Source organism: Halopiger djelfimassiliensis, from assembly GCF_000455365.1.
In the GTDB taxonomy this organism is placed as follows: domain Archaea; phylum Halobacteriota; class Halobacteria; order Halobacteriales; family Natrialbaceae; genus Halopiger_B; species Halopiger_B djelfimassiliensis.
The window spans coordinates 196,241-216,588 of the sequence record NZ_HG315685.1; the positions used below are offsets into that span (position 1 = coordinate 196,241).

Sequence of the window (20,348 nt, forward strand, 5' to 3'; positions counted from 1 at the left end):
GCGTCTAGGAAAAGCGTTAAGGGAGTTAGCTTCGCCTATCATGATATGAACGTCGAACTCCCGTTCGCCCCGGTGGACACGATCATCCGGCGGAACGCGGGCGATCTTCGGGTGAGTGCCGACGCGTCGAAGGAACTCGCAACACGGATTCAGGAACACGGGAGCGAACTCGCGATCGACGCTGCCGAGCGGGCGACCGAAGACGGGCGAAAGACCCTCATGGCGGAGGATTTCGGGGTCGAAACGGTCGTCGACAAGGACGACCTCGAGTTGCCGGTCGCTCCCGTCGACCGGATCGCTCGGCTCGAGATCGACGACCGATACCGCGTCTCGATGGACGCCCGCGTGGCCCTCGCCGACATTCTCGAGGACTACGCGGACAACGTCGCGCGGGCGGCGGCGATCCTCGCACACCACGCCGATCGTCGGACCGTCACCGACGACGACATCGAGACGTACTTCTCGCTGTTCGAGTGAGATGCAGTTTGGCTACAGCGAGATCTGTCTCGCACACGACCCCGGATCGCGCCACCCCGAGTCGCCGGACCGCCTCCGGGCGATCCGGGAACGACTGAAGAAAAAACACGGCGTCGAATACGCCGAGTCCGACCCCTGTACGGTCGACGAACTATCGACCGTTCACGACCGTGCGTACGTCGAGTCGGTTCGGGAGTTCTGCGCCGACGGCGGTGGCAACTGGGACCCCGATACGACCGCCGTCGAGGAAACGTGGAACGCGCTCCGACAGAGCGCTGGCCTTGCCTGCTGGGCCGTCGAAACCGCTCTCGAGGGAGCGACGGGCCGAGAGACGCCGTTCTCGATCGGCCGTCCGCCGGGCCATCACGCCGTCCCGGACGACGCGATGGGCTTTTGTTTCGTCAACAACGCCGCAGTGGCTGCCCAACAGGCCCTCGATCACCCGGACTACGACGTCGATCGGGTTGCGATCGTCGACTGGGACGTCCATCACGGGAACGGAACGCAGGACATCTTCTACGAGCGCGACGACGTGTTCTTCGTCTCGCTCCACGAGAAGGGATTGTATCCCGGGACCGGTGCCGTCGACGAGACCGGCGAGGGCGACGGTGCGGGAACGACGATGAACGTCCCGATGCCGGCCGGAACGGACGACGTGGGATATCTCGCGGCGATCGACGGGCCGATCACCGCCGCACTCACCGATTACGACCCCGACGTGCTGATCGTCAGCGCTGGGTTTGACGCACACCGCCACGACCCGATCTCCCGGATCCGGCTCTCGACCGAAGCCTACGCCCTGATGACCGACCGGCTCCGGGCGTTCGCCGACGGGATCGACGCGGCACTGGCGTTCGTTCTGGAAGGAGGGTACGGACTGGACGTGCTCGCCGACAGCGTCGCGATCGTCCACGAAACCTTCGACGGACGGGACCCCGTCGAGCCAAGCGGCGACCTCGACGACACCGCCGAATCAACCCTCGAGGACGTTCTCGACGCCCACGGACTGGATCTCGACCTGCCGTAATCGCTCGCTCGTCGCCGGGAAGGGCCGCCCGCGGCGGTCGGTGGCTGTTAGGGCGTTGGTTCGAAGTATCGTCTGTACTCCTGTCCGAACTCGGCAAGCAGCGCCGTCACCTCGTCGCCGACCAGCACCTCGTACCCGTTCTGGAGTGCCGTTTCGACGTGGGATCCGAGTCCGACGTCGAAGAGCCGATCGCTCTCGAGGAACGCGCGGGCGCTGGTGAACTCGCGGTCGCGTTCGGTGACGTATCGGTCGCCCTCGATGAAGGGGCCGTAGGCGTCGGGATCGGTCGCGTAGGTGTCGTAGAACCCCTCGGCGTGCTGGCGCACGTGGACCGGCGGTCCCTCGTGGCGCTCGATCGCCGGCCGTTCGCTGACGGCGAGTTCGACGAAGAGGACGGCCGTCTCGTCGGCGACCGTCGTTGCGCGGAACACGTCGAACCCGCGCTCGTCGAGCCCGTTCGTTACGCCGGCAAGCGACTTGCGGAGTTGCGGATAGAGTTGATCGTCGACGACATCGGGTGCCTCGAACCGAACGGCGACGGGCGTCGTTCCGCGTCGCTCGAGGTGCGCTCGGAGTTCGGCTTCGGAAAGCGAAGTCGGCTCGTCCGGTTCGAAGTGCTCGAGGCTGGGATCGTCGAGAAACGCGCGCGCGTAGTGTTGAAATCGGGCGACGTTCTCCGCGGAACAGACGGCGGCGACGTTGCGCTCGGGATCCGTGGGATCGATGACCTCGAGCGGATCGTCGAAACTCGCCTGTCCGTGGGCTTCGGGGTCGAGTTCGACCGGCGGCTGCCAGTCGGCTGCAGCCTCGAGCAGCGGCCGAAAACCGCCGTATTCGACCACGAGAAGTTCCGTCAGGTAACCGCTGAACCCTTGCGTTCGGAGGTCGCTGCCGTACGCGCCGATCCCTTTCAGGAACCGTTTGGCGAGTCGAACGTCGGCCGCGAGGTCGTCGTCGAGCCGTGCTTCGAGATACCGGGTGTGAAACGGGGTCCGATCGACAGCCGACCGGATTTCGGTGGCCGACCCGAGCCGGAAACAGGGAACGATGTCGACGTCGAACCCGTCCATCTCGCCCGTGACGTAGGGGTGTTCGGCGTACTCCTCGTGGCCATCGGGAAGGGTCGCGTGGCCGACCTCGAGCCCGTACTCCTCGAGCGTTTCCCGGTCGATCTCGGGCGGAAACCGAACGAAGACGTCGATGTCGCGGTCGCCGCTGATCCAGGTGTTTCGGGCGGTCGAGCCCACCTGCAAGACGTCGGCGTCGGCACACAGCTCCGTCGCGGCGGCGGTGGCCCGTTCGGTCAGCGTCTCGGCGGCGTCGCGGAGCCGTTCGCGTTCCTTCTCGTCGGGATCGATTCGCTCGCGGACCGTCTCGACGACCGACTCGAGGTCGTCGGCGGCCCTGTTGGCGGAGTCGCGCTCGTCGCTGTCTGCGTCCTCCTCGCTCATCGCTCGATGGTACTCGAGCGGTGCGTGAAAGGGTATCGAACCGCCGGAAGCGAAAACGAAAGCCCTATCAAATGTACCCGACTACTCGAAGATGAGCCGAAGTAGCTCAGATGGTAGAGCACCTCGCTGTTAACGAGGTTGTCCCAGGTTCGAGTCCTGGCTTCGGCGCTTTTCCATTCACTGACCGTCGGAGAGCCGGCGGTACGTGGGGTGCAATTATCGTCCTCCGGGGACGACATGCCACTATGCCGATCGATAGCGACGATCGACGGAGTACTGACAAACACGGTCACGATGTCATCGATCCGCTCTACGTGGGGATCGTTACCGTCTCGAGTTCGCGTGCACACGCTTCGGACGAGGATCCGGACGATCCGGGCGGGGACACGATTCAGGAGTGTTTCGAGGCCGACGGACACGAGATCCGGGAACGGCTGCTCGTCAGGGACGACTACGCCGCCATCCGGACGGCCGTCCGGGGACTCGTCGCGCGCCGGGATATCGACGTCGTGGTCACGACCGGCGGAACGGGCGTCACCGCTGACGACGTGTCGCCGGAGGCGACCTCGTCGCTGTTCGAACGCGAGTTGCCGGGGTTCGGCGAACTGTTCCGATCGCTCTCGTGGGAGGAGGTCGGGACCCGTGCGATGGCCTCGCGCGCGACGGCGGGAATCGCCGTCGATACGCCGGTCTTCTGTCTCCCCGGGAGTACGAACGCGTGTCGAACCGCCTGTGAGGAACTGATCGTCCCCGAGACGCCCCACCTGGCCGGCCTCGCGAGCAGCCATCGAGCGGACGTGACCGAGCAGTCGCTGTCGGTCGACGGGGGCGGGTAACCGTTCTCTCGAATCCGGCTGTCGCCGTTCGATTCGTTGTCCCTCGTTTACTTCCGCTCCGGTGGCGGCAGTTTAAATACTATTGGGCGCGAATGGGCGTATGCCTCCCAGTGAAACCGAAGAGGAGGCGTGACACAATGAGCGACGTACGACAGCACGCGGACGACATACACGACCAGTTTTCGGACCATCTCGACGTTACCGTCGAGGACGTCGAGGAGCGCCTGCGCACGCTCGTCGACGAGTACAAGGTACCAATCGACGAGGCGCGCCGAAGCGTTACCAACCACTATCTCGAGGAAGCCGACCTCGAGCGCGAGGACATCTCGCGGGGCTCTAGCGAGGACGTCTCCATCGAGGACGTCGACGAACCCGAACAGTGGATCGATCTCACGGCCAAGGTCATCGAGCTGTGGGATCCCCGCAGCGACGCCGTCGCACAGGTCGGCCTGCTCGGCGATCCGACGGGGACGATCAAGTTCACCAAGTGGGCCAAATCCGACCTGCCGTCGCTCGAGGAGGGCGGCGTCTACGACCTTCGCAACGTCGTCACCGACGAGTATCAGGGCCGGTACTCGGTCAAACTCAACTCGACGACGGTGATCGAGGAACGCGACGAGGACATCGAGGTCGGCGACGACACCTCCGAGATCGAAGGCGCACTCGTGGATATGCAAAGCGGCAGCGGGCTCATCAAGCGCTGTCCGGAGGACGACTGTACGAGAGTGCTCCAGAACGGCCGCTGTAACGAACACGGCGAGGTCGAAGGCGAGTTCGACCTCCGGATCAAGGCCGTCGTCGACGACGGGATCGACGCCCACGAGGTCATCTTCGACAAGGACGCCACGGAGGATCTGACCGGATTGAGCCTCGAAGAGGCCAAGGACATGGCGATGGACGCGCTGGATACGACCGTCGTCGCCGACGAGATCGCGGACGACATCGTCGGCACCTACTACCGCATCGAGGGACCGACCTTCGGCCGGTACGTGTTAGCCGACGACGTCGAGGAACTCGACGGGCCGGCGGATGCGGAACAGCTGCTGATCAAAGCGAGGTCGATGTAACATGAGTCAGGCAGAACTCACCCGCGAAGTCGCCCGCCGCGTCTTCGCCTCGGAATTCAACGATTCGACGTACACGTTCAAGGAAAGCGACGACGAGCGCGCGCCAAACTACGCGCTGTTACCGACCGGCGACCGCGCAAACCGCGTGTTCATCGTCGGCACGCTCACCGAGACCGAGGACGTCGGCGAAGACAGCGAGTACTGGCGCGGCCGCGTCGTCGATCCGACGGGGACGTTTTTCGTCTACGCCGGACAGTACCAGCCCGAGGCCGCCTCCGTGCTCCGGGACACGGAACCGCCGGCGTACGTCGCCATCGTCGGCAAACCGCGCACCTACGAGACCGACGACGGCACCGTCAACGTCTCCGTTCGACCCGAGTCGATCGCGGTCGTCGACGAGGACACCCGCGACCGCTGGGTCGTCGAAACCGCCGAACGGACGCTCGAGCGCATCGAAGCTTTCGACGAGTGGGAAGCCGAACAGGAAGCGCCCGAAAGCGGCTCGACCGCCCCGACCAACGAGTACGCCCAGATGGCCCGCGAACGGTACGACTCACCCGTCGAGAACTACCGCCGCGACGTCATTCAGGCGCTCGAGAGCCTCGACGACCTCGAGGACGCCGACACCGAAGCGCCGGCCTGAACCGCTTCGGCATCGGGCGGCGTCCGTAACTCGATTCGACCGTTTCCGAGCGACGCGTCCGTGACCCGATTCAGTCCGAGCGGGCGGCCTCGAGCATCGCCTCGATCGCCGCGAACTCGTCGTCGGTAACCTCGTGGCCCGTCGCGGGATAGCGTCGCTCGTCGACGTCTCCACCCGCGCGCTCGAACGTTTGGACCGTCTTCCTGACGTGTGCGGAATCGATGTGGGGATCGTCCGCGCCGTAGCCGATGAGGATCGGCGTTCCCTCGAGGGAGCCGCCGACCGCAGTCGACTCGAGTTCGTCGGTCGATCCGGGAAGCAGCCCCGAGAGGACGGCGAGCCCGCCGTAGCGAGTCGGATTGCGTCGGACGTACTCCGCGGCGACACAGGCCCCTTGCGAGAAGCCGACGACGACGGTTCGCTCGGGCGGAACCGCGATCGATCGCGCCTGCTCGAGCGCGGCCGCCACGCAGTCGACGCCCGATGAGAGCCACGGCTCGTTGTCCGATTGCGGTGCGGTCGCCGGGCGCGGAACCCAGCGGTTCCGTCGGGCCTGCGGCGCGAGCACGGCGATCCCGTGTCCGGAGACCGGTTCCAGGAGGTTGATAATTCCTTGCGCCGTCGCGCCGCGGCCGTGACAGCACACGAGGGCCCCGTTTGCCGCCTTCGCTGGTGCACCGGCCGTCAGAAGCGGCTGTCCGGCGTGTGGCCCCGTTACCCCTTCCATCCGACGACCCGCGTTCGGTCCGGTCATCGATCGCCGACATCGGTCTCGGGGAGTGTCAGTTCCGGTAGCTGGCTCTCGATCAGGTCGCGGTCCCGTTCGAACCACTCGGGAAGAAACAGCGAGTCGCCGGCTGGTGTCGACCCCCGACTTGAAGCGAGACCGTCGGTCTCCGTCGCGAGTTCGAAGAGGATGCCCCCGGGCTCGCGGACGTACAGCGAATGGAAGAAGTGCCGGTCCTTGACGCGGGAGACGTCGTAACCGCGGTCGTCGAACAGCTCTCGCCACTCGTACAGGTCGGTTTCGGCGTCGACTCGCACCGCGACGTGGTGTATCGTCCCGGTCCCCTCCCGACCGAACGACGCCTCGCGGTCGAGCACGTCGACGACGGTCGCTCGCGCCCCCGACGCTCGATACCGAACCCGATCGTCGCGTTCGGTCACGTATTCGAATCCGAGCGTCTCGAGCGTGCTCGCTGTCGCGTACGGGTTGATCGACAGGGTGGACACGCCGTACAGGCCACGGATCGCGTTAGCCGCCGGGACCGGGCCGTCGATCCACGGGTCGACTCCGGCCGCGTCGATCCGTTCGGACGATCCGCCGACGAGTTCGAGTCGGGTCCCGGCGGGATCGGCAAACCGGATGACGCGTTCGCCGAACCGGTCGTCCGGCCCCGAAACCGCCACGTCGTGGGCCACGAGTCGGTCGCGCCAGTACTCGAGTGCCCCGTCCGGAACGACGAACGCGACCGACCCGATCTGTGGATGCCCGACGCGACCCGACTCGCCGTATGGGTCCGCGAAGTGAGTCAGCACCGTCCCCGGCGTCCCTGCCGCATCGCCGAAGTAGAGGTGGTGCTGGAGGATATCCTCGAAGTTCACCGTCCGAACGACCAGTCGCAATCCGAGCATGCCGCTGTAGAAGTCGACGGCCGTCTGGGCGTCCCCGACGATGCCCGTGACGTGATGTAGCCCCGGCGTGTCCGAACGCATCGTCCGAACTACGGCGTCGATGCGGATAGCCTGTCGGGTCCGTGTCCCTCTCGAGGTCGCGGCCCGGGGGACCCGCTCACGACGACGCCGGGACGCCCGTCTGACGAACGCTTAAGTTGATTGGGAAATGTACACAGGGACGAATGGGCAACAAGAACAAGACGATCTCGTTTCGCGTGAACGAGGACGCGTTCGAGGCGCTTCAGGACATCGCCGAGGAACGCGACATCTCGCTGTCCGCGGTCTTCCGGGATTACGTCGACCAACTCGTCGAACACGACGGTCAGGTCGCGGTCGTCCCCGAGCGCGAACTCGACGTCGGAACGGCCGAGCAAGGGGACGAGACGGACCTCTCGTTTCCGCCGACCGTCGAGGTACCCAAAAGCTTCATCCGCGAACACGAACGGCTGGAACTCGAAGCCGAACACCTCCGGGAGCAACTCGACGAGTACAAATCGTACGTCAACGAGTTGCAAGACCGGCTCGAGGACGAGCAGGACGAGGTCCTGTTGCTCGACGAGTTGGACGAGGGAGACGAGTCCTACCAGTTGCGGTAGCCGGACCGTTATCTCGCTAGCTCCTGTTTCGACTGCCGGATCTCGTCCCGTTTCTCGGCTGCTCCGTCGACCCGTGCCAGCCCCTCGGCCGCTTCGAGCGTCCGGACGGCGTCGTCGAGAAAGGACAGGATGTCGCCGGGATAGGCATAGACCATGTAGTCGTCGGTCATCACGTCGACGATGGCGTCCGGCCCCAGTCCCTGAGCGCGGAGTTCGAGCAGGTACTGGATAAACTTCCGTTCCGGACAGCCACAGTAGGGGTTGTTATCACAGTCACAGTCGAGGAAGTCCTGCGAGAAATCGAGGACCCGGTCCCGCGTCGCGTCGTCGAGTTTCTCGAGCCCCTCGCCCTGAAAGAGCACGTCAAGCGTCGCTCCCTTGAAGGCTCCTTTGGGGATGTTCGTCTCGAGCTGGGAGCTGAGCTGGCGGTGGTTCTTGACGTAGATCTTGTCGGTGATGGCCACGCGTTGGCGAGGCTACGACCGTGTGGCCGAAAAACGTCTCGGTCGCGTGTCGCGAGTCACTGTGGGATCGCGGCGAAATTCAGCGGTATACTCATCCACACACCGTGGACGAGTCGTAACGTATTTCAGGCCGACCACTCCTAAATCAGTGTGCAAGCGTGTCCGGGTTGGGGTAGTGGTTATCCTTCAGCCTTGTGGAGGCTGAGACGCGGGTTCGATTCTCGCACCCGGACTTTTTCACGACGACCGAAGGGTGGAGTGGAAACGCCGGAAGCCCCGCAGTCGGGTTCGATTCTCGCCTCCGGACGTTCCGTCGCGAACGAAGACGTGAGCCACGCGTCGGTCGAACTCGTCCGAAACGCGGTCGATCCCTTCCGGTATCGACGTCTCGATGGCCGACAGGACCGACCGACTCGAGCGTGACAACTGTGCGTCCGTCGTCGAACGCGACGATGCGATCCGGACGAAGACGATGGGCGGGGACTCGATCCGACGAAGTGGCAACCGCTCTGGTGTCCCCACTGTGGGGCCAGATTGAAGACGGTTTTCGAGGACGGCTGAGGCCGAACGTCTGCACTCGTTCGCGCGGCCATCGTTGCTTCTGGAGGAAGATTAATAATAGGGTATATTGTGTTGTCAGTAAAGACAGTGCTCGAGCGCGGCCGGAACGGTCGGGCGTCTCGAGGCGCGGAGTGTTCCGTGAATCAGCTGTTCGACCCGAGAAAGCTTCGAATACCTTGTACCGATGACTGATACGCCCGCCTCGGAAACGACGTACCGCCACAGACTCGACGAGCGACTCGAGCGACTCGCGAATAGACCGGGCGCGACGATCAGGCGCGTCGTCCGGGGGTCCCGCGGCGCGTTCCCGACGCTCGTCCACGAACGGCTGACGGCACTCGGGCTCGCCGAATCGCTTCCGGACGGCGAGCCGGCACGGGTCGAACCGCCCGACACCATCGGGAAGCCCGAATTACACCCGCTGGATTTCGAGTGGTACTTTACCGACGATACCGTGCGCTCGCTCGTTCGGACGCTGGGCGACGCCGGCGATCGCGTGCTCTGTCTCGGGACGCCGACGGTCGCCGTCGGACTCGCACGGGCGGGCGTCCCGGTGACGCTCGTCGACCGCAACCCGTTGTTCCGGATGCGACTCGACGACGTTCCCGAACCGCTGACGTTCGTCAATCAGGACCTTACCGAACCGATCGACGCCGAAACGGCGTTTCCGGTGGTGTTTCTGGATCCGCCGTGGTATCCGGAACACACCCACTCGTGGCTCGCCAGCGCCTGTCGTCACGTCGCGGCCGACGGGCGGATCTACGTCGCAACGTTTCCGCCACTCGTCCGCCCGGCGGCGGCGACACAACGGTCGGAGCTGTTCGACACGATCCGCCACGTCGGGTCGCTCTCGGTCGACGACGACGCCCTCGTCTACTACACGCCGCCGTTCGAGCGGGCGGTCCTCGAGCACAGCGACGTCCCGGTCATAAGCGACTGGCGACGGGGTGATCTCGTGCGTATCGACGTCCGGGATCCGTCCGCGTTACCCGACCCTCCCCGCGTGGAGACCGGCTCCGACTGGGAGACGTTCGTGACCAACGGCAGGGTCGTCAAACTCCGGACGACGGTTTCCGGTGCGGCGTCGGAGCCACTCGCCCCGATCGACGGCTGTGAGGACTACGTTCTGCCCAGCGTCAGTCGCCGGGATGCGCGGCGGAACCACGTCGACCTCTGGACCTCCCGCAACCGCGTGGCTGCGGTTGGCAACCGGTCTGTCGTCGCCGAGGCGCTCGAACTGCTCGAGGACGGCGGGTCGGTCTCGGAGCTTCGCCCGGCGGCGTTTTCGGTGTCGATCGACGAACCGACCCTCGAGCGGCTCGCGACTCGTCTCGAGGCCGTACTGGCCTAACGGCGCGTCGGGACGTCAGCGGACCGTCGAGTCCGCTACTCGGCGTTCGGTTCGTCGGTCCAGTACTCGACATCGTCCGCGAGCCGATAGTAGCCGTGGACGTGCCGCGGATCGGAACTCCCCGGCGGCGACCCGACGAACACCCCGAGCTTTTCGGAATCCGGATAGACGGTGACATCCGGCTCGTTCATCGTCGAAACCATTACGTACCGGAGCGGACCCTCGGTGTCGTTGACGACGCGGTGGGCCCCGCGTTCGTCCGCGGGGAGTGCGACGAACTCGCCGTCGGTGAGGCGGTGTGTCTCCCCGTCGAGCCTGAGCGTCCCGGTTCCCTCGAGAACGAACAGCGCTTCCTCGTTTCCGGTGTGGTAGTGATACGGCCACGACCGGCTCCCCGCGGGGAGTTCGTACAGGCTACAGCCGATTTCGTCGCTGCCAGCTGCCTCACCTAACTGCTTTCGTTTGAACTGTGTCTCCCCGTCCTCGTTCTCGACGCTCGTCCACGCTAGTTCGTCTACGTTGATGCTACCCATGGTATCGGATATGCTACCGTCGGTAATAGTCGTCCGGCAACGGAACCCGGTCGGACTTTCGCGTGTACCTATCCGGAAACCCGGAAGTCAGTCGTCCGTCCATTACAGTACTGTTGAATAAATCGTTAAGGTTTCAATCGACCATACGAGTGACTATGGGCACCAGGAACAGGCCCGTCGACTGGGATCGTCGTACCGTCCTTCGTGGTCTCGGTGTGGGTGCCGTCGGCCTCGCCGGCTGTCTGGGGGAAGACGGCGAGGGAGAGGGGGAATCCTCCCTCTCCGTCACCGGCGTCTGGACCGGGGGCGAAGAGGAGGACTTCATGGCCGTCGTCGACCACGTCGAGAACGAAACGGACCTCGAGATCCAGTACGAACCACGGGATACCGAAGCCATTCTGACGGGGACGTTGATGGATTACGAGTCGGGCGTTGCCACCGCCGACGTCGTGGTGATGCCGTCACCGGCGCGGATCCGCTCGGACGGGGACGCCGGTCACCTGGCCCCGCTTGGGGACAGTTGGGATCCCGACCGGTTCGCCCCGGATCCGGAGCAGGTGATGGTCGACGACGAGGTCTACGCCGCCCCCTTCAAGATGGATCTCAAGCCCGGATTCTGGTACCGCCAGTCGTTTTTCGACGAACACGACCTCTCCGAACCGAGGGGCTACGACGAGTTCCTCGACCTTCTCGATCGGATCGACGGCATCGACGGCGTCGACGCGCCCCTCGCGTCGGGCAACGGCGACGGTTGGCCCCTGAGCGACGTCACCGAGGCGTTTCTCCTCCAGCAGGACGACGGCGCACAACTCCAGCGGGACCTCATCGCCGGCGAGGCGGCGTTTACCGACGATCGCGTGGTCTCGGCGCTCGAGCGGGTACAGGAACTCCTGCAACAGGGATACTTCAGTGACGTCCGGGACTTCGGCGTCCAGTACGAGTACTTCTGGGACAATCAGCTCCCGCTGTACTTCATGGGCTCGTGGACGCCGGGGTTCGAGGCGATCGGTGATCCAGCGGATCTCGACGTTTTCATGCTCCCGGAAACAGACGCGATGGTGGCCAGCGTGAACTGGTTTACCGTTCCCGAGTATTCGGACCGGCGAGACGAGGCCCGGACGGCCGTCGAAGGATTCGTTTCGGCCGACGGCCAGCAGGTCTGGGCCGAACGGGGCGGCTTCATCGCCTCGAACCTGGACGTTCCCGACGATGCGTACGAACTCGACGTGATGCGGGATCTCTCGGCGATGGCGGACGAGGTGGAACTGGTTCCCGACCTCGACGACGCGCTGGGGGACCCCTTCCAGTCGGAGTTCTGGTCGCAACTCACCGGTCTCTGGGCAGATCCGGATTCGGATGTCGAGTCGATGAGCGAGCGCCTCGACGACGTCCTTCAGGAAACCGCCGGGAACGACGGCGGCGAGTAACGTGGCGGGGGATCGAGCGGACGACGGGATCGCGACGTGGGTTCGAACCGCTCGCCGACGGGTCGACGTTGCTATCGAGGAGCTCCGTCGTCGCAACGCAAGTGCGGTCGCGATCGACCTGCTGTACTCGTTCACGACGGCGTTTCTCGCTACCCTGGCGATCAGGGGGCGCTGGCCGGCCGTCATCGCTGCCGGCCCGCTGGCTGCCTTCCTCGTTTTCGCCTGGCGGTCCTCGCGTGGGTTCTTCGTCGTCCAACTCGTCGTCATCGCAGTGACGGTCGTCGCGACCACCGCTGGCGTCCTGCCGCTTTGACCGTCGCCGGTCCCGCCTGCAGCCGAATTTCCGCGACCTCGCCCCGTCAGTCCGCGACGGCGGCGACCATCCCGCGTTTGTAGTAGCGCTCGAGTACCAGAAACAGCAGTACGGGGGCAGCCATGGTCAGTACCGAACCGGCGGCCACGAGTCCCCAGTCGACCTGAATGCGCCCGCGCATCAGCGGGAGTACCTGCGGCGCGACGTACAACTCCGGGGAGCGCATGAACACGAGCGGGAAGAAAAACGCGTTCCAGACCCACGTAAACTGGATCACCGCTACCGAGACCAGCGCCGGGGCCGACAGCGGCAGGATGATCGTCCGGAAGATCTGGTACCGCGACGCGCCGTCGACGCGGGCCGCTTCCTCGAGTTCCTCGGGAATCCCGAGCAGGAAGTTCCGAAGGAACAACACGACCCAGCCCAGTCCCCAGCCGACGTGGACGAGGATCAACCCCAGATACGTATCGAACAACCCGACTTCACGGAGGGTGTTGTAGTTGCCCATCGCGACGAGCTCCGGCGGAGCCGCCATCACGAGCAGGATCACGAAAAACAACGATTTCTTCAGCGGGAACTCGAAGCGGGCGAACGGGTACGCCGCCATCGCGCCGAGCAACATCACCACTAGCACCGAGGGGACGGTGACGATCACGGTGTTGAACAGCGCCCGTCGCATCGGTGCCGTCCGATACGTCCACGCACGATGGTAGTTCTCGAGCGTGATCGTCATCCCCTCGAGATGCCACCACCCCTGCAGAATCTCCGACAGGGGGCGAAACGACGCCATGACCAGCCCGATAAACGGCACGATCCACAGCACCGCGACCGCGATTGCCAGCAGGTACGCAAGCGTTCTCGAGGTCGACGGGACGGCGGCAGCGATTCGGTCCCGCCGGTCGAGGTCCGGCTCCGGTGCGGTCTCGGGAACCGCGTCGGCGGCAAGATACCGGTCGCCGTCGGTTTCGGGTTCGGTTCCGGGTTCCGTCGGGGTGAGCGGATCGTCCTCTGTCATGTCAAATCACTCCATTCTGGCGATGTACGCGGCCAGCGGAACGACGATGATGAGTTCGATCAGCGCGACGACCATCGCGTTCCCGTACTCGATCGGCGGCTCGAACGCGGCCCTGTACACCTCGAGTCCGAGCACCGAGAACACGTGGTTTGGCCCGCCGGCTGAGCCGCCGACGGCGTAGACGATCGCGAAGATCCGAAGGACCCAGATCATCCCCATGATGACGACGACGGCAGTCACGGGCTTGACCAGCGGCCAGATAACGTCCCTGAACCGCCGGTACCGTCCAGCGCCGTCGACTCTGGCCGACTCGAGCACCGCCGGATCGATGGCGGCCAGCGCCGAACTGTACAGCAGCATGCTGAACCCGGTCTGGATCCAGATTCCGCCCACGATGAGGGCGTAAATCGCTACCTGTGGTTCCTGAACCCAGTTTCGGACCAGTTGGTCCTGTCCGAGGATGCGGAGCAACCCGTTGAAAACCCCGGCCTCCGGATCGTAGATAAACAGCAGGACGAGACCGATCACGATCGTCGGCGTGGTAAACCCCAGAAAGACCATCGACCGGAGGATCCGGCGACCGCGAAGGTCGGCAAACAGCAGGGCCAGCCCGAGTCCGAGGAGGGTACTGGCGGGAACGTGAATGACCATCCACAGGAGGTTCTGGGTGAGCGCCCCCATCGGGAACCGGTAGCGACGCAGGTTCTCCCAGTTGATAATCAACGGATCGCGAAGCGTCTCCACCCAGTTCGACAGGCCGACGAACCGCCCCATTTCGAACCCCTGCCACGAGAAGAAGCTTCCGACCGTGGAGTAGACGATCGGACCGACCGAAAAGATCCCGAACAGGGTCAACCCCGGGACGAGAAAGACCGCAAGCGCCACCGCTTTCTCCCGGTCGACGTTCGGATCCAGTTTCGACCGGACGTCACGGACGCGGTCGATCTCGAGGTCGCCGACGTACTCACGGAGACTCATCGTTCGGCCGCTTCTCGAGCCCGCGATTCGGTGTGCAGGATGCCGTCCGCGTCGTACAGATACGTATCGCCGTCGCCGAACGTCAGATAGACGCGGTCGTCACGCTCGACGTCGGTTTCGGTCACCTTCGCGTTGACGAGGTGGTCGCCGACGGCGACGTTGACGATAGTGTACTCGCCAAGCGGCTCGACGGTGTCTACCGTCCCCTCGATCGCGGACCCGGCGGACGGACGTTCGGTTTCGACCGACAGATCCTCCGGACGAACGCCGAGGGAAACGTCACCCGGCGGTGCCCCACCGGGATCACCGGCCGCCGTCCGCTCGAGTTCGACGCGCCCGGCGTCGCCGAGGTCGATCGCTCCGTTCCGGCGGGTGCCACCGAGCAGGTTCATCGGCGGCGAGCCGATAAACCGGGCGACCCATTCGGTTCGCGGCCGTGAGTACAGTTCCGACGGCGGTGCGATCTGGCGGATCGTTCCCTCGTTCATGACCGCGACCCGGTCGGCCATGCTCATGGCCTCCTCCTGATTGTGGGTCACGTAGACCGTCGTAATCCCGAGTTCGTCCTGTAACCGCTTCAGTTCGCTTCGCATCTCCTGTCGAAGCTTGGCGTCGAGGTTCGACAGCGGTTCGTCGAGCAAGAACACCGACGGTTCCCGGACGATGGCACGCGCCAGCGCGACCCGCTGTCGCTGTCCCCCGCTCAGTTCGGCCGGCGAGCTTTCGACCTGATCCTCGATGTGCAACAGCTTCGTGACCGCCGCGATCCGTCGATCCCGTTCGTCGGGCGGAACCCCCCGAATCTTCAGCGGATAGGCGATGTTCTCCTGAACGGACATATGCGGATACAACGCGTAGTTTTGAAACACCATCGCCACGTTCCGATCGCTCGGCGAGCGCTCGTCGACCCGCTCCGCATCGAAGTAGATCGCCCCTTCCGACGGGGTCTCGAGCCCCGCAATGAGGCGAAGCGCCGTCGTCTTCCCACAGCCCGACGGCCCGAGCAGGACGAGAAACTCGCCGTCGTCGATCTCGAGGTCCACCCGGTAGTTGGCGACCGTCTCGCCGGCGTCGAAGTACTTGCTCACGTCCTCCAGCGAGATGTGTGTCATATACCACCTCATCACACGGATTCGCCCATTAATCCTACCGCTACCGCCAGTTTTGTTGATATAACCGGCCGTCGCCGTTCGAGAGGGAAGTGCGGCCTTCCTGCGGTCGAGGATCGCTTTTTCGGTCCCGGTCGGACCGAATTCTCGCGTTCGAGACAGTTTCGAATCGCTACATAGTCCTTATTTTCTCACGGAGTGAACTAGCGGTCAATGGGGGACGTCCAGACGGTTATCGAGGACGATTCCGCGCCCGATCAGCAGTACACGCTCCTGGTCGCTATCGCCAACCCCGACCACGTAACCCAGTTGATGCGGACCGCGATCGACCTCGCCGGGGATCGCGACGGACAGATCCGAGTCGTAAACGTCGTCCACAAGCCCGTGACGTCGCCGTTTATCCTCTTCTCGGAGGAGCGAATCAAACGGGAGTTTACCGACGGCCAGCAGGCGGTCCTCGACGAGGCGCTCGCGGTCGCTTCGGATTCCTCGATCCCGGTACAGCGCAGCCTCCTCGTCGGAACCGACGTCTCAGACGCGCTTCTCTCTGCGGTTGACGATACCGATGCGGATGCGCTGTTGCTCGGCTGGCAGGAACGGGACCGTCCGTCGGACGTCGTCCTCGGGACGACCGTCGATCCGCTGATCCGCCGTGCGTCCTGTGACGTCTTCGTCGAACGGGTCGGTACGACCGCGGACGGGATGGATACGATCCTGTTGCCGACCGACGGCGGCCCACACATCGAGCCGGCGACCGACCTCGCCGGAGCCGTCGCACGAGCCAACGACGCGACCGTGACCGTCGTCTCCTACGTTTCACCGACGGCCGGTGACGCCGAACGCGAAACCGCTCGCGACCACGTTGCACTGGCGACGGACCGACTCACCGATGTCCCCGTCGACGCCGATGTGCTCGAAACCGACGACGTCGCCGACGCCATCGTGACAGCCGGTGCGGAACACGACCTCATCACTCTGGGCGCGACGCGGGAACACCGGCTCCGAAGCCGCGCCGTCGGCTCAGTTGCGGCGACGGTCGGCCAGCGGGCGACCGTCCCGATCGTCATCGCGAAACGGGGCTCGAGTGGCTCGCTCCTCGAGCGAGCACTCGATTGGTGGCGGTGATCGAAACCGCGTTGTTTCCGATCGACTTCGGATTCCCTCAGAGGTCCTTTCCGGTCGCCTCTTCGGCGGTCTCTTCGACACCTTCTGCGAGCGCTTCGTCCGTTCCACCCGAAACGTATCCCTCGATCATCTCCGTTATGATCTCAATGATATTCATATATCATACTTCAACACATGAGATAAATATGTATCGGGAAGTCGGCGAGGCGATCCGCTGCTGTGGGCAGAACTCAATGGCGACGAGTATCGAAGCGAATTCCGGTGTTCCGAAACGGCTCCACGCTTGCGGGCGGTTCGGTCAGTGGGACGAACAAGCGGAGTTCGTGTGTCCGCACGACGACTGCCACGTATCGGAGTTCCACACAATAGTAACGCGGCGGCGAACATCGCCGGTCGCGTAGACCCGTGGGGAGAGAGCGTCCGTTGGGAACCCGGACGCGATGACTCGCCAGAGGATGGAAGCGCCTGTGACAGCGCCACAGTCTATCGGGAGACGAGTCCGAGAACAATGCCCGGATTAGCGGAGACGAAATCACCACACACTCGAGACCGGAGGGGCGGTCCGTTACTATTCCGGACGGCGTGTTTTTTGGTTCCGTCCCGTAGCGGAGTCCATGGAAGCGGCTCGTCTCCGCGAACCGTTCGACGCCTCCCGTCGCAACGCGATTCTCGGATGGGCTCTCGTGACCGTTCTCAGTGTGCTGGCGATCGTGCACGCGCTAGCTGCATCCTACCGGTGGTTCGTCTTCACGGCGCTCGCGGTCGTTATCGTACTCATTCCGACGGTTTCGCGTCGCGACCCGCTCGCATTGCCGTCCTGGAAACTGCTCGTGTTGGTTTCGATTCCCGTCGTCGATGCGACGATGCTCGGCGAGACGTTCGTGACCGCCATTGCCGTCTACGTCGCCGTCGCCACCGTGGCTCTCGTCGTCGTCGTCGAAATCCACCGATTCACGGCAGTTCGAATGACACACACGTTCGCAACCGCTCTCGTCGTGATGACGACCCTCGCGGTCGCCGCGACGTGGAACGTCCTTCTGTGGCTCTCCGACGCGGCGCTTGGGACGTCGTATATCGTCACCGGCCACTCCGAAGACGCGGCGAATCACGCGATGATGATCGACTTCGTCTACGCAGCGGTGGCGGGGCTTTTCGCCGGCTTCCTCTTCGATCGGTACGTGATGGCCGGATCAGGGAGAACGTCGGAAGAGTACGAACCGTCCGACAGAACCGATACGTCCGGTTCCGGCGAACACGATGCTCCCGACGAGGCCGACGTCGACGATCTCGTCGAGAGCACGCCGTCGCTGATCCGCGGGCGGCTGAACGCCTCCGAGCGGACTGTCGGGCGCATCTCTCGCGTCCTCCAGTTGGCCCTTGGCGTGCTGTTTCTGTACGGCCTCCTCACGCTCGACGTGACGACCATCGCCAACGCCGGTATCGCGCTTTCGATCACGTTCCTCCCGGGACTCCTCAAGCGCGACTTCCGTCTGCCCCTCGAACCGGAACTCGTCCTCTGGATCACCGGGGCGGTCTTTCTCCACGCGCTCGGATCGGCGGGGCTGTACGACCTGCTCGGCCAGTGGGATAGCCTGACTCACACGGTATCAGCGTCCATCGTCGCCGCCACCGGCTACGCGGCCGTCCGCGCCATCGATCTCCACACCGATGAGATCTACCTCCCGCCGAAGATGCTGATCGTTTTCATCCTCCTGTTCGTCGTCGCCTTTGGCGTCATCTGGGAACTCATGGAGTTTGGCCTCGGACTACTCGCTCACCGGTTCGGGAGCGAGGCGTTGCTCGCCCAGCGCGGGATCGGAGATACGATCGGCGACCTGTTCTACGACCTCGTTGGTGCCGTCGTCGTCTCGGTCTGGGGAACGGTGTACCTCACTGGTGTCTCGCGCCGGATCGCTAGCCGCCTCGGCGGGTAACGGGTGGAACGTTTCCGCCCGGAGTCGAACACGGATACAATCGGTCGGGTCTCAGTTCCGGCGGTTACCAAGGTCGCCGCGTCCACGAAGAACATCCTCGTTCGACAGTGACGTGGAAACAGAACGGTATCCGCCACGACACCAAGAACAACCGTGTTCGACTCTCCAAGGGCGCGAACCACAAGGAACACCCCCGAGCGCGGGAATACATCCTCGTCGAATACGAGACGCGCCCCGGAGTCACGGTCGAGAACCTGCAACAAGTCCGTGCCGTCTACGATCAGCAGAACGAGCGGTGGGAACTCCACCTCGTCTGCAATGACGAGATCGAGACGCCCGACGCTCCCGGTAACGAGACAGCAGGTATTGACCTCGGCATCAGCAACTTCGCCGCCGTCGCCTACAGCACCGAAGACGCCGACCTGTACCCCGGCAACCGCCTGAAACAGGACGGGTACTACTTCCCGAAAGAGATCGCCAAGTGCGACGACAGCGGTGGTGAACAAGCCACACGTCTCCACGCGAAGTGGTCAGAACGCTGCACCCACTTCTTCCACGCCTTAGCGAAACACATCGTTGAACGGTGTGTTGAGAAGGGCGTTGGCCGCATCAACGTCGGAGACTTGGCAGGCGTGCGCGAGGACGAGAACGGCGAGTCGAAAAACTGGGGCAAGCACGGCAACCTCGACCTACACGAGTGGGCATTCGACCGCTTCACCAACATCCTCGAATACAAAGCGAAGGTCGAGGGTATCGAGGTCGTGGAAGTGTCTGAACGCGACACGAGCAAGACATGTTGCATCTGCGGGACGGAAGACGAGAGTCAACGTGTCGAACGCGGCCTGTACGCCTGCAAGTCGTGTGATGCGGCGTTCAACGCTGACGTGAACGGGGCGGAGAACATCCGTCTTGACATCAATGACGAAAGTAACTCTGAGTCTTCGCCCAGTTTGGGTGGAGATAGGAGTACCGGCTGGTTGGCACAGCCAGCAGTCCACTTGTATGACCTCTCCTGCGGATTCCAACCGCAGACAGAGGTGGTGGACTGCAAACCCTAATATCCCAACCTCCGGATTCCTCCGCCTTCAGGCGGAGGAGGATGTCAACGGAACGCTTGCTGGCCGGATTATGCGTCGGGGTATCGAGCACGAGCACGGGTTCGACAGCACCTGGACTGAGAACCAGACTGTCTCGAGTACTGGTGTTGCCCTGACAGTCTCCGACGACGCGGACGAGGAAGTGACGATTAATCCCGTCGGAAAAGCCTTCAAACTGTTCGAGTCCGGCTCGAGCGACAGCCTCGCATTCATGTATCGGACAAGCGTCGGTGTCCTCCACAATGAACTGTGAGTGCAGGCTCAAAAACCCTCTTGCTCCGCTGTGCACGATTGGCAGGGTTCAAATCCAGTCAGAACGCAGAGGGACGACTCACGGGTTTGCTCGCCGCAAAAGTATGCCGCCTCCCGGATTGTGAACTACGCCCGAGAACCTGCTCGCTCTGCTCGCAGAACCTCGGTCTAGTTCAAATCCGGTCGAGAGCAGTTTCGCGGACGACGGCTCACTCGCTCCGCTCGTTCGCATGTCGTCCGCAGAAACATGCCGCCTCCCGGATTTGAACCGGGGACAGCTCGATCTTCAGTCGAGTGCTCTCCCAGTCTGAGCTAAGGCGGCGCATCTCTACCTCCGGCCATGATATAAAAAAGGATTTCGAATCGGATCGACCGCGCGACCCCGCCGAGCGATGCCGTTCGTGTCAACTGAATA

The 20,348-nt window shown here is 63.9% G+C and carries 20 protein-coding genes, 3 tRNA genes and 2 pseudogenes; 16 read left to right on the forward strand and 9 right to left on the reverse strand.

Annotation, left to right across the window (positions count from 1 at the left end; translation table 11 throughout):
* The first annotated feature begins 45 nt into the window (after positions 1-45).
* Positions 46-477, forward strand: coding sequence for a histone (locus tag TX80_RS06810; RefSeq protein WP_049922376.1), 432 nt, complete (start codon positions 46-48; stop codon positions 475-477).
* A 1-nt stretch (position 478) separates the two neighbouring features.
* Positions 479-1,504, forward strand: coding sequence for a histone deacetylase family protein (locus tag TX80_RS06815; protein WP_049922377.1), 1,026 nt, complete (start codon positions 479-481; stop codon positions 1,502-1,504).
* Between the two features lie 47 nt (positions 1,505-1,551).
* Here the strand turns inward: TX80_RS06815 and cca are convergent, their stop codons facing one another.
* The gene (gene cca / locus TX80_RS06820) at positions 1,552-2,955 is read right to left on the reverse strand and encodes a CCA tRNA nucleotidyltransferase (protein WP_049922378.1); all 1,404 of its coding nucleotides are present in this window, start codon (positions 2,953-2,955) and stop codon (positions 1,552-1,554) included.
* A gap of 95 nt (positions 2,956-3,050) precedes the next feature.
* Between cca and TX80_RS06825 the strand changes: the two genes are divergently transcribed.
* The 4 genes from TX80_RS06825 (at position 3,051) to TX80_RS06840 (ending at position 5,501) form a co-directional block, all read left to right on the forward strand.
* Positions 3,051-3,123 (forward strand) — tRNA-Asn (locus TX80_RS06825).
* Between the two features lie 77 nt (positions 3,124-3,200).
* Complete coding sequence (locus tag TX80_RS06830; protein ID WP_049922379.1) at positions 3,201-3,791, forward strand: MogA/MoaB family molybdenum cofactor biosynthesis protein; 591 nt, start codon at positions 3,201-3,203, stop codon at positions 3,789-3,791.
* Between the two features lie 137 nt (positions 3,792-3,928).
* Positions 3,929-4,858: a replication factor A gene (locus TX80_RS06835; protein ID WP_049922380.1), complete on the forward strand. Its 930-nt coding sequence runs from the start codon at positions 3,929-3,931 to the stop codon at positions 4,856-4,858.
* A 1-nt stretch (position 4,859) separates the two neighbouring features.
* Positions 4,860-5,501, forward strand: coding sequence for an RPA family protein (locus TX80_RS06840; RefSeq protein ID WP_049922381.1), 642 nt, complete (start codon positions 4,860-4,862; stop codon positions 5,499-5,501).
* 70 nt (positions 5,502-5,571) lie between these two features.
* Here the strand turns inward: TX80_RS06840 and TX80_RS06845 are convergent, their stop codons facing one another.
* Positions 5,572-6,255 carry an alpha/beta hydrolase gene (locus TX80_RS06845; protein WP_049922382.1) on the reverse strand — a complete coding sequence of 228 codons (684 nt, stop codon included), beginning with the start codon at positions 6,253-6,255 and terminating at the stop codon, positions 5,572-5,574.
* A complete protein-coding gene (locus TX80_RS06850; protein WP_049922383.1) occupies positions 6,252-7,217 on the reverse strand; it encodes a VOC family protein in 966 nt (321 codons plus the stop codon). The genes TX80_RS06845 and TX80_RS06850 overlap by 4 nt, the downstream gene beginning before the upstream one ends.
* Before the next feature lie 143 nt (positions 7,218-7,360).
* Here TX80_RS06850 and TX80_RS06855 point away from each other — a divergent pair, with 143 nt between their 5' ends.
* The gene (locus TX80_RS06855; protein ID WP_049922384.1) at positions 7,361-7,774 is read left to right on the forward strand and encodes a ribbon-helix-helix protein, CopG family; all 414 of its coding nucleotides are present in this window, start codon (positions 7,361-7,363) and stop codon (positions 7,772-7,774) included.
* A gap of 8 nt (positions 7,775-7,782) precedes the next feature.
* On the opposite strand, the gene TX80_RS06860 is transcribed toward TX80_RS06855, so the two are convergent.
* Positions 7,783-8,238: a DUF5814 domain-containing protein gene (locus TX80_RS06860; RefSeq protein WP_049922385.1), complete on the reverse strand. Its 456-nt coding sequence runs from the start codon at positions 8,236-8,238 to the stop codon at positions 7,783-7,785.
* A 161-nt stretch (positions 8,239-8,399) separates the two neighbouring features.
* Between TX80_RS06860 and TX80_RS06865 the strand changes: the two genes are divergently transcribed.
* Together TX80_RS06865 and TX80_RS06875 are read left to right on the forward strand one after the other, a co-directional pair.
* Positions 8,400-8,471: transfer RNA gene (locus TX80_RS06865), tRNA-His, on the forward strand.
* A gap of 512 nt (positions 8,472-8,983) precedes the next feature.
* Positions 8,984-10,150, forward strand: a complete 1,167-nt coding sequence (locus TX80_RS06875) for a hypothetical protein (protein WP_049922387.1) — start codon at positions 8,984-8,986, stop codon at positions 10,148-10,150.
* 35 nt (positions 10,151-10,185) lie between these two features.
* On the opposite strand, the gene TX80_RS06880 is transcribed toward TX80_RS06875, so the two are convergent.
* A complete protein-coding gene (locus TX80_RS06880) occupies positions 10,186-10,683 on the reverse strand; it encodes a cupin domain-containing protein (protein WP_049922388.1) in 498 nt (165 codons plus the stop codon).
* A 155-nt stretch (positions 10,684-10,838) separates the two neighbouring features.
* Here TX80_RS06880 and TX80_RS06885 point away from each other — a divergent pair, with 155 nt between their 5' ends.
* Both TX80_RS06885 and TX80_RS06890 read left to right on the forward strand, forming a co-directional pair.
* Positions 10,839-12,110, forward strand: a complete 1,272-nt coding sequence (locus TX80_RS06885; protein WP_049922389.1) for an ABC transporter substrate-binding protein — start codon at positions 10,839-10,841, stop codon at positions 12,108-12,110.
* 1 nt (position 12,111) lies between these two features.
* Complete coding sequence (locus TX80_RS06890; RefSeq protein WP_154658599.1) at positions 12,112-12,423, forward strand: hypothetical protein; 312 nt, start codon at positions 12,112-12,114, stop codon at positions 12,421-12,423.
* 46 nt (positions 12,424-12,469) lie between these two features.
* On the opposite strand, the gene TX80_RS06895 is transcribed toward TX80_RS06890, so the two are convergent.
* Genes TX80_RS06895 through TX80_RS06905 form a run of 3 tightly spaced genes read right to left on the reverse strand, consistent with a single transcriptional unit; the run spans position 12,470 to position 15,528 of the window.
* On the reverse strand, positions 12,470-13,438 hold the full coding sequence (locus TX80_RS06895) for a carbohydrate ABC transporter permease (RefSeq protein WP_049922390.1): 969 nt from the start codon (positions 13,436-13,438) through the stop codon (positions 12,470-12,472).
* A 6-nt stretch (positions 13,439-13,444) separates the two neighbouring features.
* Positions 13,445-14,416, reverse strand: a complete 972-nt coding sequence (locus tag TX80_RS06900; RefSeq protein WP_049922391.1) for a carbohydrate ABC transporter permease — start codon at positions 14,414-14,416, stop codon at positions 13,445-13,447.
* A complete protein-coding gene (locus tag TX80_RS06905) occupies positions 14,413-15,528 on the reverse strand; it encodes an ABC transporter ATP-binding protein (protein ID WP_049922392.1) in 1,116 nt (371 codons plus the stop codon). The genes TX80_RS06900 and TX80_RS06905 overlap by 4 nt, the downstream gene beginning before the upstream one ends.
* Positions 15,529-15,738: 210 nt before the next feature.
* Here TX80_RS06905 and TX80_RS06910 point away from each other — a divergent pair, with 210 nt between their 5' ends.
* The 5 genes and pseudogenes from TX80_RS06910 (at position 15,739) to TX80_RS06925 (ending at position 19,934) form a co-directional block, all read left to right on the forward strand.
* Positions 15,739-16,650, forward strand: coding sequence for a universal stress protein (locus TX80_RS06910; protein ID WP_049922393.1), 912 nt, complete (start codon positions 15,739-15,741; stop codon positions 16,648-16,650).
* A gap of 278 nt (positions 16,651-16,928) precedes the next feature.
* Positions 16,929-17,158: pseudogene (locus tag TX80_RS20090) on the forward strand (RNA-guided endonuclease TnpB family protein); the annotation flags it as partial.
* 106 nt (positions 17,159-17,264) lie between these two features.
* Positions 17,265-18,584, forward strand: coding sequence for a hypothetical protein (locus tag TX80_RS06915; protein ID WP_049922394.1), 1,320 nt, complete (start codon positions 17,265-17,267; stop codon positions 18,582-18,584).
* A 68-nt stretch (positions 18,585-18,652) separates the two neighbouring features.
* Positions 18,653-19,642: pseudogene (locus tag TX80_RS06920) on the forward strand (RNA-guided endonuclease InsQ/TnpB family protein); the annotation flags it as partial.
* 70 nt (positions 19,643-19,712) lie between these two features.
* Complete coding sequence (locus TX80_RS06925) at positions 19,713-19,934, forward strand: hypothetical protein (protein WP_049922396.1); 222 nt, start codon at positions 19,713-19,715, stop codon at positions 19,932-19,934.
* A gap of 247 nt (positions 19,935-20,181) precedes the next feature.
* On the opposite strand, the gene TX80_RS06930 is transcribed toward TX80_RS06925, so the two are convergent.
* Positions 20,182-20,255 (reverse strand) — tRNA-Phe (locus TX80_RS06930).
* Between the last annotated feature and the right edge of the window lie 93 nt (positions 20,256-20,348).